Annotated in this window: 17 protein-coding genes and 1 tRNA gene; 16 read left to right on the top strand and 2 right to left on the bottom strand. The window is 72.2% G+C overall.

Features of this window, described 5'->3' with window-relative positions; all coding sequences use genetic code 11:
- Positions 1-51: 51 nt before the first annotated feature.
- Positions 52-591: a QsdR family transcriptional regulator gene (locus tag B5D60_RS02620; protein WP_153302849.1), complete on the top strand. Its 540-nt coding sequence runs from the start codon at positions 52-54 to the stop codon at positions 589-591.
- Positions 592-610: 19 nt separating this feature from the next.
- Positions 611-1,747, top strand: coding sequence for a serine hydrolase domain-containing protein (locus B5D60_RS02615; RefSeq protein WP_078698708.1), 1,137 nt, complete (start codon positions 611-613; stop codon positions 1,745-1,747).
- Here B5D60_RS02615 and B5D60_RS02610 read toward each other — a convergent pair.
- Positions 1,719-2,771, bottom strand: a complete 1,053-nt coding sequence (locus tag B5D60_RS02610; RefSeq protein WP_078698707.1) for an FUSC family protein — start codon at positions 2,769-2,771, stop codon at positions 1,719-1,721. The genes B5D60_RS02615 and B5D60_RS02610 overlap by 29 nt on opposite strands.
- Positions 2,772-2,806: 35 nt before the next feature.
- On the opposite strand from B5D60_RS02610, the gene B5D60_RS02605 reads away from it, so the two are divergent.
- The 6 genes from B5D60_RS02605 (at position 2,807) to B5D60_RS02585 (ending at position 5,995) form a co-directional block, all read left to right on the top strand.
- Positions 2,807-4,051 (top strand): glutamate-5-semialdehyde dehydrogenase, encoded by a 1,245-nt coding sequence (locus B5D60_RS02605; RefSeq protein ID WP_078698706.1) that lies wholly within the window; start codon positions 2,807-2,809, stop codon positions 4,049-4,051.
- Positions 4,052-4,064: 13 nt separating this feature from the next.
- Positions 4,065-4,214: a hypothetical protein gene (locus tag B5D60_RS16880; protein ID WP_172806238.1), complete on the top strand. Its 150-nt coding sequence runs from the start codon at positions 4,065-4,067 to the stop codon at positions 4,212-4,214.
- 2 nt (positions 4,215-4,216) lie between these two features.
- Positions 4,217-4,843 carry a nicotinate-nucleotide adenylyltransferase gene (gene nadD, locus B5D60_RS02600; protein WP_078698705.1) on the top strand — a complete coding sequence of 209 codons (627 nt, stop codon included), beginning with the start codon at positions 4,217-4,219 and terminating at the stop codon, positions 4,841-4,843.
- Complete coding sequence (gene rsfS, locus B5D60_RS02595) at positions 4,840-5,199, top strand: ribosome silencing factor (protein WP_078698704.1); 360 nt, start codon at positions 4,840-4,842, stop codon at positions 5,197-5,199. Before nadD ends, rsfS begins: the two co-directional genes overlap by 4 nt.
- Positions 5,196-5,903 (top strand): histidine phosphatase family protein, encoded by a 708-nt coding sequence (locus B5D60_RS02590; protein ID WP_172806237.1) that lies wholly within the window; start codon positions 5,196-5,198, stop codon positions 5,901-5,903. Before rsfS ends, B5D60_RS02590 begins: the two co-directional genes overlap by 4 nt.
- A gap of 19 nt (positions 5,904-5,922) precedes the next feature.
- Positions 5,923-5,995, top strand: a tRNA-Ala gene (locus tag B5D60_RS02585).
- Between the two features lie 53 nt (positions 5,996-6,048).
- Here the strand turns inward: B5D60_RS02585 and B5D60_RS02580 are convergent.
- On the bottom strand, positions 6,049-7,536 hold the full coding sequence (locus B5D60_RS02580) for a helix-turn-helix domain-containing protein (RefSeq protein ID WP_078698703.1): 1,488 nt from the start codon (positions 7,534-7,536) through the stop codon (positions 6,049-6,051).
- Positions 7,537-7,644: 108 nt separating this feature from the next.
- Between B5D60_RS02580 and B5D60_RS02575 the strand changes: the two genes are divergently transcribed.
- The 8 genes from B5D60_RS02575 to B5D60_RS02540 all read left to right on the top strand — a co-directional run bounded on the left by B5D60_RS02575 (position 7,645) and on the right by B5D60_RS02540 (position 15,528).
- Positions 7,645-8,655 carry an ABC transporter substrate-binding protein gene (locus B5D60_RS02575; RefSeq protein WP_078698702.1) on the top strand — a complete coding sequence of 337 codons (1,011 nt, stop codon included), beginning with the start codon at positions 7,645-7,647 and terminating at the stop codon, positions 8,653-8,655.
- On the top strand, positions 8,645-9,664 hold the full coding sequence (locus tag B5D60_RS02570) for a FecCD family ABC transporter permease (RefSeq protein WP_172806236.1): 1,020 nt from the start codon (positions 8,645-8,647) through the stop codon (positions 9,662-9,664). The genes B5D60_RS02575 and B5D60_RS02570 overlap by 11 nt, the downstream gene beginning before the upstream one ends.
- An 11-nt stretch (positions 9,665-9,675) precedes the next feature.
- Positions 9,676-10,710 (top strand): FecCD family ABC transporter permease, encoded by a 1,035-nt coding sequence (locus tag B5D60_RS02565; RefSeq protein WP_197684376.1) that lies wholly within the window; start codon positions 9,676-9,678, stop codon positions 10,708-10,710.
- A 33-nt stretch (positions 10,711-10,743) separates the two neighbouring features.
- Positions 10,744-11,574, top strand: a complete 831-nt coding sequence (locus B5D60_RS02560) for an ABC transporter ATP-binding protein (RefSeq protein WP_078698700.1) — start codon at positions 10,744-10,746, stop codon at positions 11,572-11,574.
- A 14-nt stretch (positions 11,575-11,588) separates the two neighbouring features.
- Positions 11,589-12,530, top strand: a complete 942-nt coding sequence (locus B5D60_RS02555; protein ID WP_078698699.1) for a quinone oxidoreductase family protein — start codon at positions 11,589-11,591, stop codon at positions 12,528-12,530.
- A 78-nt stretch (positions 12,531-12,608) separates the two neighbouring features.
- Positions 12,609-13,157, top strand: a complete 549-nt coding sequence (locus B5D60_RS02550; protein ID WP_078698698.1) for a DUF4956 domain-containing protein — start codon at positions 12,609-12,611, stop codon at positions 13,155-13,157.
- Complete coding sequence (locus B5D60_RS02545; RefSeq protein ID WP_078698697.1) at positions 13,154-13,909, top strand: polyphosphate polymerase domain-containing protein; 756 nt, start codon at positions 13,154-13,156, stop codon at positions 13,907-13,909. The genes B5D60_RS02550 and B5D60_RS02545 overlap by 4 nt, the downstream gene beginning before the upstream one ends.
- Positions 13,906-15,528 carry a carbohydrate-binding domain-containing protein gene (locus tag B5D60_RS02540; protein WP_078698696.1) on the top strand — a complete coding sequence of 541 codons (1,623 nt, stop codon included), beginning with the start codon at positions 13,906-13,908 and terminating at the stop codon, positions 15,526-15,528. The genes B5D60_RS02545 and B5D60_RS02540 overlap by 4 nt, the downstream gene beginning before the upstream one ends.
- The last annotated feature ends 26 nt before the right edge of the window (positions 15,529-15,554 follow it).

Raw genomic sequence — 15,554 nt, 5'->3', positions numbered from 1 at the left:
CAAATCTGAAAAACATTGCACGGACGTCGAGTTTCGGGCAGGATGCGTGACGTGGATCACACGACGCAGGCCATCGTGCGCGCGGCCCGGCACGCACTGATCGCCGGCGAGCCCGTGGACGTGGGACGCGTCGCGGCCGAGGTCGGGGTGGACCGCAGCACCGTCTTCCGTCGCGTGGGCCGCCGCGACCGCCTGATCGCCGAGGCGCTCTGGGCGACCACCGAGACGCTGGCCTGGCCTGCCTGCATCGAGGCGTATCCGCCCGGCACGCGGCACCGGGCCGCTCGCGTCCTGCGGGCCTACGTGCGGATGCTGATCGACGAGCCGTGGTTCCGGGAGTTCCTGCACCGCGACCCGGCGCGGGCCCTGCGGATCCTCACCACCGCCGAGCTGCCGACGCAGGGCCGCATGCTCGCGCTCGTGAGCGGGCTGATCGCGAGCGAGCCGCCGGGGCCGGTCGACCTGGCGCCGGAGGCCCTGGCGTTCGTCGTCGTCCGCATCGCGGAGTCGTTCATCTACGCCGACCTCATCACCGGGGCAGCCCCCGACGCCGATGCGGCGTACCGAGTTTTCGTCGCCCTCCTCGGGTGACCGGATGAAGGAGAGAGACATGACCGTTCACGGAGACGCCGATCCCCGATTCGACCGGCTGCGCGAGGTCTTCGCCGCGAACCTGGAGTCGGGCGAGGAGCTCGGCGCCGCGATCGCGGTCGACCTCGCCGGCGAGACGCTCGTCGACGTGTGGGGAGGCCACGCCGACGTCGCCCGCACCCGCGCGTGGGACCGGGACACGATCGTCAACGTCTGGTCGACCACCAAGGAGGTGACGGCCCTGGCGATGCTGACGCTCGTCGAGCGCGGGCTCGTCGACGTGGACGAGCCGGTGGCCACCTACTGGCCCGAGTTCGCCAAGAACGGCAAGGAGGACGTGCTGGTGCGCCACGTCATGTCGCACACCTCGGGCGTCTCGGGCTGGGACCAGCCCTTCGTCGTGGAGGACATGTACGACCGTGAGGAGTCCACCGCGCGGCTGGCCGCCCAGGCCCCGTGGTGGGAGCCGGGCACGGCCTCGGGCTACCACGCGATGAACCAGGGTCACCTGCTCGGCGAGATCGTCCGTCGGGTGACCGGCAGGACCCTGACGCAGTACGTCGCCGAGGAGATCGCCGGGCCGCTCGGCACCGACCTGCAGATCGGCGAGAAGGAGCAGGACGACGACCGCATCGCCGAGATCGTGCCGCCGCCGCCGCTGCCGATCGACTTCTCGCAGATCGACCTCGAGTCGCCGATGGCCCGCACCTTCATGGGCCCGATCGCGGACGCGGCCGCCGCGAACACGATCGCGTGGCGCCGGGCCGAGCTCGGTGCCCTCAACGGGCACACGAACGCCCGGGCGCTGGCACGGACGTTCTCCGTGGTCTCGCGCGGGGGAGAGGTGGACGGGGTCCGGCTGCTGTCGAAGTCGACCATCGACCTCATCTTCCGCGAGCAGTCGCGGAACGTGGACCTCGTCCTCGGCGTGCCCCTGCGGTTCGGCATCGGGTTCGCGCTGCCCGAGCCGGAGACGCTGCCCTACATCCCCGACGAGCGGATCTGCTTCTGGGGCGGCTGGGGCGGGTCGCTGACCGTGATGTTCCCCGACCGGGGCCTGACGATCTCCTACGTCATGAACAAGATGGCGCCGGGCATCATCGGCTCGGAGCGCTCGGCGGGCTACGTCAGCGAGATCCTCGCTGCCGTGGGGTGAGCCAGCGGTCCCACGCCAGCACCACCGCCAGACCGACGGCGACGCCCAGGACGGTGTCGAGCACCCGGTCCACCACGAGCGTGGACGCGGGAACGGTCGACCCGAGGCTCACCATGAGCAGCGCCGTCGGCGTGATGGCGACGAGGGCGACCGCGTAGTTCCGGCCCACGAGGAGCTCGGCGACCATCTGCAGGACGATCACCACGAGAATCGTCGCGAGCACGGGCAGGTCGAGGGCCAGCAGGCCGCCGGCGACGACCACGCCGGCGATCGTGCCGACGGCGCGGTGCAGGCCGCGCTGGACCTGGTGGCCGGTGCTCGGTCCCGAGGACACGGCGGCCGCGCCCACGGCAGCCCAGTAGGCGTGCCCGAGATCGAGTGCCGTGGCCACCGCGGCGGCCAGGCCCACGACCAGGGCCACCCGGGCGACCTCCTCTCCGGTCCTCGGCGACCGGAGGGCGGCGTGCAGGGGAGCGTCCCACGGCTGCCGGGGTCGGTGGCGCGCCGGAGTGAGCACACCCGCGGATCCCACGACGATGGCCAGCACGGCAGTCAGGGCGGCCACGGCCACGTGCAGCGCGATGTCGCTCCCGTCCACGCGCGCGCCGGCCGTGGCGCCGACGGCGAACACGGGGAAGAGGGCACCCGGAGGATGCCAGGCCCACGCCAGGGACGCGAGCATCGCCAGCGCGGAGGCCACGGTGAGCGCGAGGGCGGCCCACCACGGACCGGCGCCCACGGCGCCCAGCGAGGTGCCGAGAGCGACGCAGGCCACGAGCACGCATCCCGCCGAGGCCTGCATCACGGCTCGGGGGCGGTGGGCGTTCGCCCGCCCGTAGAGCGCGGTGAACGCGCCGAAGGTGGCCGGCAGGACGAGATCGAGGCGATCGATCCACCAGAGCAGGAGCAGGGGGACGCCGAAGCTGACGCCGGCGCGCAGCGAGACCCAGTGCGCGTCCCCGTGGGGAGCGAAGGCCGTCAGCGAAGCCCACGCGCGGCGCGGGAGCGACGAGGGGGACGGCACTCCCCGAGCCTAATTCGTCGAACTAGACTCACCGCATGGGTACCGAGGTCCGCGAGGCCGCTCTCCGCGCGCGTGACGCCGCGCGCGTCCTGGCACTCGCGACGCGCAAGGACAAGGACGCGGCACTGACCGCGATGGCCGAGGCGCTCGTCGCGGGCACCGAACGCATCGTCGCCGCGAACGCCGACGACGTCGCTGAGGCGCGGGCGGAGGGGACGCCCGAGAACGTGATCGATCGGCTGGCCCTCGACGCCGGCCGCGTCGCCGCCTTCGCGCAGGGCGTGCGCGACATCGCCGCGCTGCCCGACCCGATCGGCGAGGTCGTGCGCGGCTCCACCCTGCCGAACGGCCTGCAGCTGCAGCAGATCCGCGTGCCGATGGGCGTCATCGGGATGATCTACGAGGGTCGTCCCAACGTCACGGCCGACGCCGCGGCGATCTGCCTCAAGGCCGGCAGCGCGTCGCTGCTGCGCGGCTCCCGCTCGGCCCGGCGCTCGAACGCCGTGATCGTGGAGATCATGCGAGAGGCCGTGGCCTCGACGGGTCTGCCTGCGGACGCGATCCAGGCGATCAGCGCCGAGGACCGCAGCACGTCGACCGACCTGATGACCGCCCGCGGTCTCGTCGACCTGGTGATCCCCCGCGGGGGAGCGGGCCTGATCCGCACGGTGGTGGAGCAGTCCACCGTGCCGGTCATCGAGACCGGCACCGGCAACGTGCACGTTTACGTCGACGCCGAAGCCGACCTCGACATGGCGCTCGACATCGTCCTCAACTCCAAGACTCAGCGCAACAGCGTGTGCAACGCGGCCGAGTCGCTGCTCGTGCACCGTGCGGTGGCCGACGAGTTCCTGCCGCGCGTGGTGAAGGAGCTGCAGCACCGCGGTGTCACGATCCACGGCGACCAGGCGTTCCGTGCCTTCGACGGCGTCGACGAGGCCACCGACGACGACTACGCCACCGAGTACCTCGACGCCCAGATCTCGGCGCGCGTGGTCGACTCGGTCGACGAGGCGATCGACCACGTGCGCCGCTTCAGCTCGGGCCACACCGAGGCCATCGTCACGCGATCGCTGGAGGCCTCCCGCCGCTTCACCATGGGCGTCGACTCGGCGGCCGTCATGGTCAACGCGTCCACCCGGTTCACCGACGGCGGGGAGTTCGGATTCGGTGCCGAGATCGGCATCTCGACGCAGAAGCTGCATGCCCGCGGACCGATGGGACTGACCGAGATGACCACCACCACCTACGTGGTGACCGGCACCGGTCAGACGCGCTGATAGATTGTCGCCCATGCTCGATCTGATGCTGGCCGCCGAAGAGGTGGCTGAACACGGCGAGGCCGCCATCAACCACTGGGTGGTCGGCGGGATCGCCCTCGGAGTCCTGTTGGTGCTGCTGCTCATCACCTTCCTCTTCGGATTGGGTCGCGAGCACACCTGAGCATGACCGACCGTCGCCGCCGCATCGGCGTGATGGGCGGCACGTTCGATCCCATCCACCACGGACACCTCGTTGCCGCCAGCGAGGTGCAGTCGTGGTTCGACCTCGACGAGGTCGTCTTCGTCCCCACCGGCCAGCCCTGGCAGAAGTCCGAGCGCCAGGTCTCGCCCACCGAGGACCGCTACCTCATGACCGTCATCGCCACGGCGGCCAACCCACGCTTCACCGTGAGCCGCGTCGACATCGACCGACCCGGACTCACGTACACGATCGACACCCTGCGCGACCTCGCCGCGCGGTACCCCGACGACGAGCTGTACTTCATCACCGGCGCCGACGCGATGGCCGCGATCCTGACCTGGCGCGACCACGCCGAGCTGTTCGATCTGGCGCACTTCGTCGGCTGTACCCGTCCCGGGCACGAGATGGACGAGTCCACGCTCGAGGGACTGCCCAGGGAGCGGGTCACCCTCGTGGAGATCCCCGCCCTGGCGATCAGCTCCACCGACTGCCGCACGCGGGTGCACAGCGGCGAGCCCGTCTGGTACCTCGTGCCGGACGGCGTCGTCCAGTACATCGGCAAGCACGGCCTCTACCAACCGCACGACCAACCGAAGGACCCCTCATGACCGCCACCGATCACGCGATCGAACTGACTCGGGCCGCTGCACTCGCCGCCGCCGACAAGCAGGCGGCCGACATCATCGCCTTCGACGTCTCGGAGCAGCTGGCCATCACCGACGTCTTCCTGCTGTGCTCGGCCGCCAACCAGCCGCAGATGAACGCGGTGAAGGACGAGATCGAGCGGAAGCTGCTCGAGATCGGCGCCCGGACCATCCGCCGCGAGGGCCAGCGCGAGTCGCGCTGGATCCTCATGGACTACGGCGACATCGTCGTGCACGTGCAGCACTCCGAGGAGCGTGCGTTCTACGCCCTCGAGCGGCTGTGGAGCGACTGCCCGACCATCGACCTGAAGCTGCCGTGAAGCCGGGATCGAACCCGGGCCGCCGGGTCATCCTGTGGCGGCACGGTCGCACCGAGTGGAACGTCGCCGGCCGCGTCCAGGGCCAGACCGACATCCCGCTCGACGAGGTGGGGCGCCAGCAGGCCGAGGAGGCCGCCGCGCGCCTCGCGTCGCTGCAGCCCGCCCGCATCGTCAGCTCCGACCTCTCGCGCGCCGCTGACACCGCGCAGGCGCTCGCGGCCCGCACCGGTCTCGAGGTCGAGCTCGACCCGCGCCTGCGCGAGCTGGCGTTCGGTGCGCGTGAGGGCCTGACCTGGCGTGAGTCCTGGGAGCGCTTCCCCACGCAGATGCAGGCGTGGGCCGACGGCGACGAGACGCGCATCGAGGGCGCCGAGACGCACGCTCAGGCGGGCGCCCGTCTCGACGAGGCGCTGCGTGAGCACATCGAGCAGCTGCCGCTCGGGGAGACGCTCGTCGTGGTGGCCCACGGCGCCGTCCTGCGGACCGGTGCGCTCACCTTCCTCGGGATCGCCGAGCAGTCGTGGCGCCAGTTCGGCGGTCTGTCGAACTGCCACTGGTCGGTCCTGCAGGAGGCGCGGTGGGAGGACATGTCGCAGTGGCGGCTGGCGGAATGGAACTCCGGATCGCTGCCCGAGCCCGTCATGTCCGACGACGAGGCGGACGAACCCGACCCCGGTTTGGGGAACTCGGGGGCGAGCAGGTAATCTTGCGGAGGTTGTTAGCGGGGCATTGGCGCAGTTGGTAGCGCGCTTCCATGGCATGGAAGAGGTCAGGAGTTCGAATCTCCTATGCTCCACCGAACAGAGGCCGACCCACCGGGTCGGCCTCTTCGCTTTCCCCTCGGGCTCCCTACGCCGAGCTCGCGACCTGGCGCGGGACGACGCGCTGCTGGTACTGGCGCGGCGTCAGGCCGTGTGTGGCCGTGAAGACCTGGCCGAAGCCCGCGCTGGTGGCGTAGCCCAGCACCCGCGACGCGGCGAGCGGCGTCGACCCGTCGCGCAACAGCTCGCGCGCGAGGCTCATGCGGACGTCGGCTCTCCATCGAGGGAAGTCGCGACCGGTCTGGTGGACGAACTCGTGGCCGAGCCGTCGCACCGGCTCCCCGACGGTCTCGGCCCACTCCGCGAGCGACCTGGGGTCCGCCGGCGCGAGCCGCAGCGAACGCGCGATGACGGCCACCGCACCCGTCAGCGCACCTGTGTCCTGCTCGGGCGAGTCGTGACCGAACTGCTCCTCGAACAGCACGTCGGCCAGCGCCTCGCGGTCGCCCTCCTCGACGGGCTCGAAGAGCGTGTACTCCGCGACCACCGTGTGCAGGAGGTACGGGACCGCCAGGTCCTGCAGGTCGAGGACGCGCAGGTCGGCGGGTGCCACCTCGGCGCCGCCCCGACGGTTCCCGAGGGGAAGCAGGATCGAGCCGTCGCCGCGTTCGTCCACCGACGCCGAGCACCCGGCGGGGATCCAGACGGCCTGACCTGCGCGCAGCACCACCTGCCGGGTGCCGATGCGCATGGCCACCTCGCCCCGGTAGACCCACCACAGGACGTGCCAGTCGTAGACCCAGTTCCACACGCGACGCGGCGGGACGGGCGGCGGCTGTCGCTCGAGCGCCGGCGCGACGCTGACGGCCCCGCTGCGGGGGTAGTCCTTCGGCGCGACCCCCACGTGACGGCGGAACGCGCGGGTGAAGCCCGCAGAGGTCTGGAAGCCGACGTCCCGCGCTGCCCACCCGATCTCGCGGCCGTCCGCGAGCAGCGATGCGGCCACGGTGACGCGAGCGCGGGTGCGCCACTCCGACAGGGGCAGCCCCGTCTCGTCGTGGAACTGACGCTGCAGGGTGCGGAGGCTGACGTTCTCGCGTGCGGCAAGGTCCGACACCTGTACGAGGTCGGCCGGCGACCTCAGGAACCCCTCCGCGACGGCTCGGGCCTGCCTGGAGGAGGGCATCGTGAGCGACGGCAGCTCGGGGGCGCCCGACCCCTCGCCGGCGACGAGCGCCAGCAGCTCCAGTGCACCGGCGTCCTCGTCCTGGGTGTGGTGCCGGTTGAAGTCGAACTGGGACACGAGCCAGTCCGCCCAGGTGTCCGGCACCCGGACGACGCGCACGTCCGCGGGGGCACCGGGCAGGGCGGGGGTGCTCGGGAGGATCGGGAGGACCACGGCGCCGGCCTCCGTGCGGGTGCCGTGCTCGGTCCCGGCCGGGACCCAGAGCGCCTCGCCGGCGGTCAGGACGTGGCTCGTGCCGGCGGCCTCGATCGTCGCCGTGCCGGTGTGCACCCACAGCAGCACGGGCAGCTGGTCCTCGGTGGTCCGGCCGGTGGCGAGCGGTGGGAACACAGGATCCTCCGGCAACTAGTAGAAAGCGACACCTCGGGACAACCCGAACGACTTAGGCAAGGCTAATCTAGCGGTCGTCGTCTTCCGCCCCCCGACCCAAGGATCTGGATGACCCACTCACGAGTGCGCCTGCGTGCGCACGCCCTCGTCGCCGCGACCATCGGCCTCGCCCTCACGCTCGCTGCCTGTGGCAGCGACGAGCCCGAGACCGCCAGCGGCGGCGCCACGATCGACACCGCCTACGGCGAGATCACCGTGCCGGAGAAGCCGGAGCGCATCGTCGCCCTGAGCGGCCGCCACCTCGAGCTGCTCACGCTGCTCGACGAGACGCCGGTCGCCTTCACCGACTACGGCGCGGACGACGCGGCGCTCATCGCCTCGTACCCGTGGATGAAGGGCACCTACGAGGGCAAGGCCACGCCCGAGCTCTTCACGGCGGACTACCAGCCGTCGCCCGAGGAGATCGCCGAGCTCGACCCGGACCTGATCCTGACCACCATCTGGCAGACCGACGAGCAGCTCTACAAGCAGCTCTCGAAGATCGCGCCCACGTACGCCGGCATCGAGACCGACACCAACACCACCTGGCAGGACGACCTCGCGGCTCTCGCGAAGCTCACGGGGAACGATCCCGCGATCGTCGACGAGGTCGAGGCCGACTACGAGAAGGACCTGGCGAAGACCGCGGAGCAGGTGCCCGGACTCGAGGGCGCCACGTTCCAGGTCGCCGCTCTCGGTGACGGGGAGCAGTTCTTCCTCACCGAGTACGCCGCAGCTCCGCTGCTCGGCCTGGGCCTGGAGGCCGGGGAGGGTCAGCCCGTCGACGGTGAGGGCGGCGCGGCCGCGACCGGCTTCTCGCAGGAGAACATCGACCGGCTCACCGCCGACGTGGTCCTGATCGCGGCGGAGAACCGGGACCCGAGCGGCAAGATCCGTGCGGCCGTCGAGGCGGACCCCCGCCTCGCGGACCTGCCGGCGTCGAAGAACGGGACGCTGATCTTCCTGGAGTCGGGCCAGTGGAACGCCCTCAACGGCGGCACGGCGACGAGCGTCCTGTGGGCGCTGGACCAGATCCTGCCGACCCTGTCCGAGTCACCGCTCAACCAGGGTGGTCAGTAGCCCCAGCGTCGCGGTCACGTCGAGGCACGTCCTCACCCTCCTGCTCGCGACGGTGGGGCTGGGATTCCTCGTGCTGCTGAGCATCGCGGTCGGCTCACGGGACATCCCACTCTCCGTCGTGATCGACGCGCTCCGCGACGACACGGGCCGCGGCGACGCCTTCGTCGTGTGGGACCTGCGGGTTCCACGCACCGTGACGGGCCTGGCCGTCGGAGTCGCCCTGGGCGTCGCCGGCGCCCTGATCCAGGCGCTCACCCGCAATCCGCTCGCGGACCCCGGGATCCTCGGGGTCAACGCCGGAGCGGCGTTCGCGGTGGCCCTGGCGGTCGGTGTCTTCCACGTGACCTCCGTCGGGGGGTACGTGTGGTTCGCGTTCGCCGGCGCCATCGTGGTCACCGTCGCGGTGTACGCCATCGGGTCGGCCGGCCGCGGGGGAGCCGACCCGATCCAGCTGACCCTGGCCGGGGTGGCGCTCAGTGCCGTGCTGTCCGGCGTCGTGACCGCGATGGTCCTGGCGAGTCCGCGCACCTTCGAGCACATGCGCACGTGGAACGCGGGCACGTTCGCCGGCCGGGGCTGGGACGTGCTGCTCCCGGTGCTGCCGTTCCTGGTCGTCGGCGTCGTGCTGGCCCTGTCGGTGGCGGGATCGCTGAACGCGATCGCGCTCGGCGACGACCAGGCCAGGTCGCTCGGCGCCCACGTGAACCGCACACGGATCGTCGTGATCCTCGCGGTGACCCTGCTGGCCGGCGGGGCCACCGCGATCGCCGGGCCGATCGGCTTCGTCGGGCTCATGGTGCCGCACATCGCCCGGTGGCTCACGGGCCCCGACCAGCGATGGATCATCGCCCACACGCTCGTCCTGGCGCCGGCGCTGGTGCTCGCGGCCGACATCCTCGGCCGGGTCGTGGCCCATCCCGCCGAGATCCCCGTCGGCATCGTGACGGCGTTCGTCGGCGCGCCCGTGCTCATCGCGCTCGTGCGACGCCGGAAGGCGAGCGGACTGTGAACCAGCGGACCGTGACCGAGCGGACCCTCGTCGTACGGCGCCGGCGCATCGCCCTGCGCTGGCGGGTGCGCTCCATCGTCGTGGGCGCGGTGCTCCTGGCGCTCACGCTCGCGGTGACGGTGGCGGCACTGGTTCTCGGCGGCTACTCCGTGTCGGCGTCGCAGCTCTGGTCCGTGGTCACCGGTGACCCCGACGCGGGCTTCGCCAGCGTCGTGATCCTGGAGTGGCGCGCGCCGCGGGCCGTGGCGGCGGTGACGTTCGGGGCGGCGCTCGGTGCGTCGGGGGCGGTGTTCCAGTCGCTGACCCGCAATCCACTCGCGTCGCCCGACATCATCGGGTTCTCGGCCGGCTCCTACACCGGCGCGCTCGTCGTGATCATCCTGGTCGGCGGCACCTATCCGGAGCAGGCCGCCGGTGCCGTCGTGGGCGGGCTCCTCACGGCGGCGGTCGTCTACGTCCTGGCATGGCGGGACGGAGTCCAGGGCTTCCGTCTCATCATCATCGGGATCGCGGTCGCGGCGATGCTGGTCTCGTTCAACACGTGGCTGATGCTCACCGCCGAGATGGAGGTCGCGATGTCCGCGACGTCCTGGGGTGCCGGTTCGTTCACCGGGATCGGCTGGGAGGAGACGGCCATCGGCAGTGCCCTCGTCCTCGTCCTCCTGGGGATCCTCGCGCTGCTCGCGCCGGGCCTGCGGCAGCTCGAGCTCGGCGACGACGCCGCACGCTCGACCGGTGTTCGCGCCGAGCCGGTCCGGCTCGCTGCCATCGTGGTCGGCGTCGCGCTGACCGCCACCGTCACGGCGGCTGCCGGGCCGATCGCCTTCATCTCCCTCGCAGCACCGCAGATCGCCCGCCGGCTCACGCGGTCACCGGGCGTGGCCGTCGCGTCGGCCGCACTCACCGGCGCGCTCCTGCTCGCGGCGGCCGACGTGGCCGGCCAGCACCTGTTGCCCACCGCGATGCCCGTCGGTGTCGTCACGGTCGTCGTGGGCGGTACCTATCTCGTCTGGCTCATCGTCCGCGAGGTGCGGCGCCGTGCCTGAGCCAGCCCCGTCCCTCGTAGCCTCGGAGTCGCCATGACCACTCGCACCGCCCCGACCGGCGCGCGCCTGCGCGCCGACTCCGTCACGCTCGCCTACGACCGGCGCGTCGTGTCGACCGGCCTGACCGTCGAGGTGCCCGACGGCGAGTTCACGGCCGTCGTCGGACCGAACGCGTGCGGCAAGTCGACCCTCCTGCGGGCGCTCGCGCGCCTGCTGCGCCCGACCGAGGGGCGCGTGCTCCTCGACGGCGCCGACCTGCACGCCTCCCGGGCCAGGGAGGCCGCCCGGCAGATCGCCCTCCTGCCGCAGACGTCGGTGACGCCCGACGGGATCACGGTCGCCGACCTCGTGGCCCGCGGACGGTACCCGTACCAGCGGCTGCTTCGGCAATGGACCGAGGAGGACGAGCAGGCCGTGGCGGACGCGATGCACGCGACCGGTGTCACCGAGCTCTCCGCGCGGCTCGTCGACGAGCTGTCCGGCGGGCAGCACCAGCGCGTCCGCGTCGCGATGGCGCTGGCCCAGCAGACGCCGATCCTGCTGCTCGACGAGCCCACGACGTTCCTCGACATCACCCACCAGATCGAGCTCATGGAGCTCTTCACCGATCTCCACCTCGGCGGCCGCACCCTCGTGGCGGTGCTGCACGACCTCAACCACGCCGCCCGCTACGCGACCCACCTGATCGCGATGAAGGACGGTGCCGTCGTCGCCGAGGGCCCGCCGCGCGAGATCGTCACGGCCGACCTCGTGGAGGAGGTCTTCGCCCTGCCCTGCGTCGTCGTGCCCGACCCGATCGCCGGCACACCCCAGGTCGTCCCGCGTGGTCGCGACCGCGCGGCGCCCTCGCCTCATGTCCTGTGAGACAAACTGTTCCCATGGCGCGCTACGTGACGTACTCCCAGACCGGCGGACCCGAGGTCCTCGAGCTGTCCGACGGCCCTGAGCCCACCCCCGGCGAGGGCACGGTGGTCGTCGAGGTCCGGGCCGCGGGCGTGAACCCGATCGACATCAAGCTGCGGGCCGGCATCCGTCCGTCGCCCCCGTTCGACGAGCCGCGCCGTGCGGGCTTCGACGGCGCGGGCGTCATCTCCGCCGTCGGTCCGGGTGTCGACGGCTGCGGCGTCGGCGACGCCGTGGTCGTGCAGAACACTCAGGGCACCTACGCGACCCACGTCGTGGCCTCCCCGGGGAACCTGACGGCGCTGCCCTCCGGTGTGGACTTCGAGGTCGCGGCCGCGCTCGGCGTGCCGGTCTCCACCGCCTACCAGGTGCTGCGCTCGCTCGGCGTGGAGACGGGCGACCGGCTGCTCGTCCACGGCGGGTCCGGGAGCGTGGGCCAGGCCGTCATCCAGCTCGCCCGCTCGCTCGGAGCCCAGGTCGTCGCGACGGCGGGGGAGCGCAACCACGAGCGCCTGCGCGAGCTGGGCGCCGTCCCGGTCGCCTACGGCGAGGGTCTGCTGGACCGCCTGCGGGAGGCCGCGCCCGAAGGCTTCACGGTCTCGCTCGACTGCGCGGGCACCGAGGAGGCGCTCGCGGTGAGCATGGAGCTGGTCGACCACACGCGGATCGGCACGATCGTCCAGGGCGCGCAGTACCACGAGCTCGGCCTGCAGGCGTGGTCCGGCGGCTCGCCGGAGCCGCTGACCCCCGAGCAGCAGGGGTGGCGTGACGAGGCCGTCGCGGCCGTCCTGCCCCTCGTCGCCGCAGGCGCGTTCGAGGTCGAGATCGGGCGAGTCATGCCGCTGGACGACGTCGCCGAGGCGCACCGGATCAGCGAGCGGGGAGCCGTGCGGGGCAAGATCGTCCTCGTTCCCTGATCCTCCCGCGCCGGCGTCCACAGCCGGCCCACAAGCGAGCCACAAGGGTCGCTGACGCCGCGTTGGTGTGCTGTTCACATGAACTCGTACCTGGGCTACGCAGCCGATCTCGTCGCCGTCACCGTGATGGTCTTCGTCCTGTTCCTCCCACGCGGCGGCCGCCGCGAGCTGGTGGTGGCCTACCTCGCGGTCAACGTCGGCGTCCTCGCCGTCGCCGCGGTGCTCTCCTCGAGCGGGGTGAGCGCCGGGCTCGGCCTGGGCATCTTCGGCGTGCTGTCGATCATCCGGCTTCGTTCGGAGGAGCTCTCGCAGCGTGAGGTCGCCTACTACTTCGTCGCGCTGGCGCTCGGCCTGCTGGGCGGGCTCGCTCCCGCCGACTCCTGGCTCGCGCCGGGCCTGATGGTGGCGTTGTTGGCGGTGCTGTGGGTCGGTGACCACGGGCGGCTCGCCGGTGGCAGCAGTGGGCAGGAGCTCGTCATCGACCGGGCGATCACCGATCCGTCGGAGCTGGCGGCCCACCTCACGGCCCTCCTGGGCGCGGAGCCCGCGAAGATCGAGGTCCGACGGACCGACCTCGTCAACGACACGACGACGCTCGTCGTCCGTGGCCTGGGCGGCTCCCGATGACCCTCCTGGCGCAGCGCCTGGAGCCGATCGGGCTGGCCGAGCTGGTCGAGGACGCCGCGCTGCTGACGCGGGTCGACCGCAAGTACCTCGTTCCGACGGACGAGGTCGCGGAGCTGCTCGCCGAGGCCCCGGCCGGCAGCCGCGAGCTGGAGATCGACGGTCGCCGCGCGTTCGCCTACCGCTCGACCTACCTCGACACCCCGGACCTGGCCGCCTACCACCTGGCCGGCCGCGGGCGGCGCCGCCGCTTCAAGGTCCGGTCGCGCTCCTACGAGGACACGGGCACCACCTGGCTCGAGGTGAAGGTCCCCGGACCGCGCGGCACGACGGTCAAGGAGCGGATCGAGCATTCCGATCCAGGGCGAGCACCGCTCGGACACGAGGCCCGCACGTTCGTCGACGCGGCCCTGTCGAGAGGCGGAGTCACCGGTGTGCGCGCAGCCGCCCTGGAGCCCGTGGTCGTGACCTCGTACCGGCGGCGCACGCTGTTGCTGCCCGAGGGGAGTCGCGTGACGATCGACCTCGACCTCGGCTGGACCGACGTGCGCGGGGGCCACGGGACCGGCCTCCATCGGCCCGGCCTGGCGATCGTCGAGACCAAGAGCCCGTCCACCCCGTCGGCGTTGGACCGGCTGCTGTGGCGCCGCGGGCACCGACCCACCACCCTCTCGAAGTTCGCGGTCGGCCTGGCCGCGCTCGACCCCGACCTGCCGCCCCTGAAATGGGCGCGAACCCTCAAGGAGATCCGATGACCACCCTGAACTGGAAGCGTCGCGTCGCGGCGTCCACCGCCGCCGCCGGACTGCTGCTGCTCGCTGCCTGCGGAGGCGGCGACGACGCGGCCCAGGGCACCACGACCGGGGCCGTGTCGGCCCAGCAGGCCCTCGCCGACAATGCCGCGCCGCACGCGGACCGCGACGACGCCGAGGACGCCGCGGGGTACGACGCGGCGAGCGCGACCACCATCACGCTGGACGACGGCGCGTCCACGACCTCGGACGACAGCGCGGTGGCGATCGACGGCGACACCGTCACGATCGGTGCGGCGGGGGCGTACGTCCTTTCGGGCTCCCTCCGCGACGGACAGGTCGTGGTCGCCAGTGAGGGCGACGGCGAGGTGAAGCTGGTGCTCGACGGGGTCGACATCACCTCGGAGTCCGACTCGCCGCTGGTGGTCACGCAGGCCGACGAGACGACCGTCGTGCTCGCGGAGGGGTCGCAGAACAAGCTCGCCGACGGTGCGGACTCCGCGGCCGACGACGAGGGCGAGGACGCCGCCAACGCGACCCTGTGGTCGTCCGACGACCTGACGATCGCGGGCGACGGCGCGCTGACGGTGACCTCGCAGGCAGCCGACGGGATCACGGCCAAGGACGGCCTCGTCGTGCTGGGTGGGGAGATCAGCGTCGAGGCCGGCGACGACGGCCTCCGCGGCAAGGACTACCTGGCCCTTGACGGTGGGAGCATCTCGATCACGGTTGGGGGCGACGGGCTGAAGTCCGACGACGACACCGACGCGGGCACGGGGTACGTCCTGATCGACGGTGCCGCCGTGACCGCGGACGTCGGCGACGACGGCGTCTCGGCCACCACGGACGTGCTGGTGGCATCGGGCTCGCTGGACGTCACCGCGACGGCCCCGTCGACCGAGGAGGACCCTTCGCCGAAGGGCCTCAACGCGGGCGCGGTCGTCGCCATCTCCGGGGGAGACGTCGTGGTCGACGAGTCCGAGGAGGCCGTCCAGGGCGCGGTCGTCAGCATCACCGACGGAACGGTGGACCTCACGGCGACCGACGACGGGATCAACGCGTCCAGCGGCTCCGGCGAGTCGATGGCGGCCGAGGACGGGGTCGAGCTGGTGATCTCGGGCGGCACCGTGACGGTCGACGCCGAGGGCGACGGGCTGGACTCGAACGGCATCACCACGATCACCGGCGGAACGGTGGTGGTCGACGGGCCCACCCGTGACGGAAACGGGGCCCTCGATGCCGCCGGAGGCACGACCGTCGACGGTGGCTCCCTGCTCGCGGTCGGCAGCGGTGGGATGGCCGAGGCCCCGGCGGACGGCTCGGAGCAGGGCTGGCTGCAGGCGAGTCTCGGCACGGCGGCGGCCGGCGCGACGGTCACCGTGCTCGACGCGGACGGCAACGAGGTCGCGACGCACACGCTGGTGAAGGCGGCTGCGAACCTCGTGGTCGCGAACGACGACATCGAGGCCGGGGAGTCGTACACGGTGCAGGTCGACGGCGACGAGGTCGCCACCGTCACCGCGGGCGAGGGCACCGGGGGTGGGATGCAGGGCGGGCCCGGCGGGGGAGGCCCCGAAGGCCGGCCCGGCGGCGACATGGCGCCGCCCGACCGTCAACGCTGAGTTCACGCGACGTTCAGCCGGGTGCG

It is taken from the genome of Aeromicrobium choanae, from assembly GCF_900167475.1.
GTDB lineage: Bacteria > Actinomycetota > Actinomycetes > Propionibacteriales > Nocardioidaceae > Aeromicrobium > Aeromicrobium choanae.
This window is presented reverse-complemented; position numbering and strand designations above follow the sequence as displayed.

What these genes read in the sequence shown, in the direction of transcription:
- nadD (WP_078698705.1), top strand. Translation starts at nt 4,217, where the DNA reads ATGACCGACCGTCGCCGCCGCATCGGCGTGATGGGCGGCACGTTCGAT.
- B5D60_RS02615 (WP_078698708.1), top strand. Translation starts at nt 611, where the DNA reads ATGACCGTTCACGGAGACGCCGATCCCCGATTCGACCGGCTGCGCGAG.
- B5D60_RS16880 (WP_172806238.1), top strand. Translation starts at nt 4,065, where the DNA reads ATGCTCGATCTGATGCTGGCCGCCGAAGAGGTGGCTGAACACGGCGAG.
- B5D60_RS02560 (WP_078698700.1), top strand. Translation starts at nt 10,744, where the DNA reads ATGACCACTCGCACCGCCCCGACCGGCGCGCGCCTGCGCGCCGACTCC.
- B5D60_RS02555 (WP_078698699.1), top strand. Translation starts at nt 11,589, where the DNA reads ATGGCGCGCTACGTGACGTACTCCCAGACCGGCGGACCCGAGGTCCTC.
- B5D60_RS02605 (WP_078698706.1), top strand. Translation starts at nt 2,807, where the DNA reads ATGGGTACCGAGGTCCGCGAGGCCGCTCTCCGCGCGCGTGACGCCGCG.
- rsfS (WP_078698704.1), top strand. Translation starts at nt 4,840, where the DNA reads ATGACCGCCACCGATCACGCGATCGAACTGACTCGGGCCGCTGCACTC.
- B5D60_RS02540 (WP_078698696.1), top strand. Translation starts at nt 13,906, where the DNA reads ATGACCACCCTGAACTGGAAGCGTCGCGTCGCGGCGTCCACCGCCGCC.
- B5D60_RS02545 (WP_078698697.1), top strand. Translation starts at nt 13,154, where the DNA reads ATGACCCTCCTGGCGCAGCGCCTGGAGCCGATCGGGCTGGCCGAGCTG.
- B5D60_RS02575 (WP_078698702.1), top strand. Translation starts at nt 7,645, where the DNA reads ATGACCCACTCACGAGTGCGCCTGCGTGCGCACGCCCTCGTCGCCGCG.
- B5D60_RS02550 (WP_078698698.1), top strand. Translation starts at nt 12,609, where the DNA reads ATGAACTCGTACCTGGGCTACGCAGCCGATCTCGTCGCCGTCACCGTG.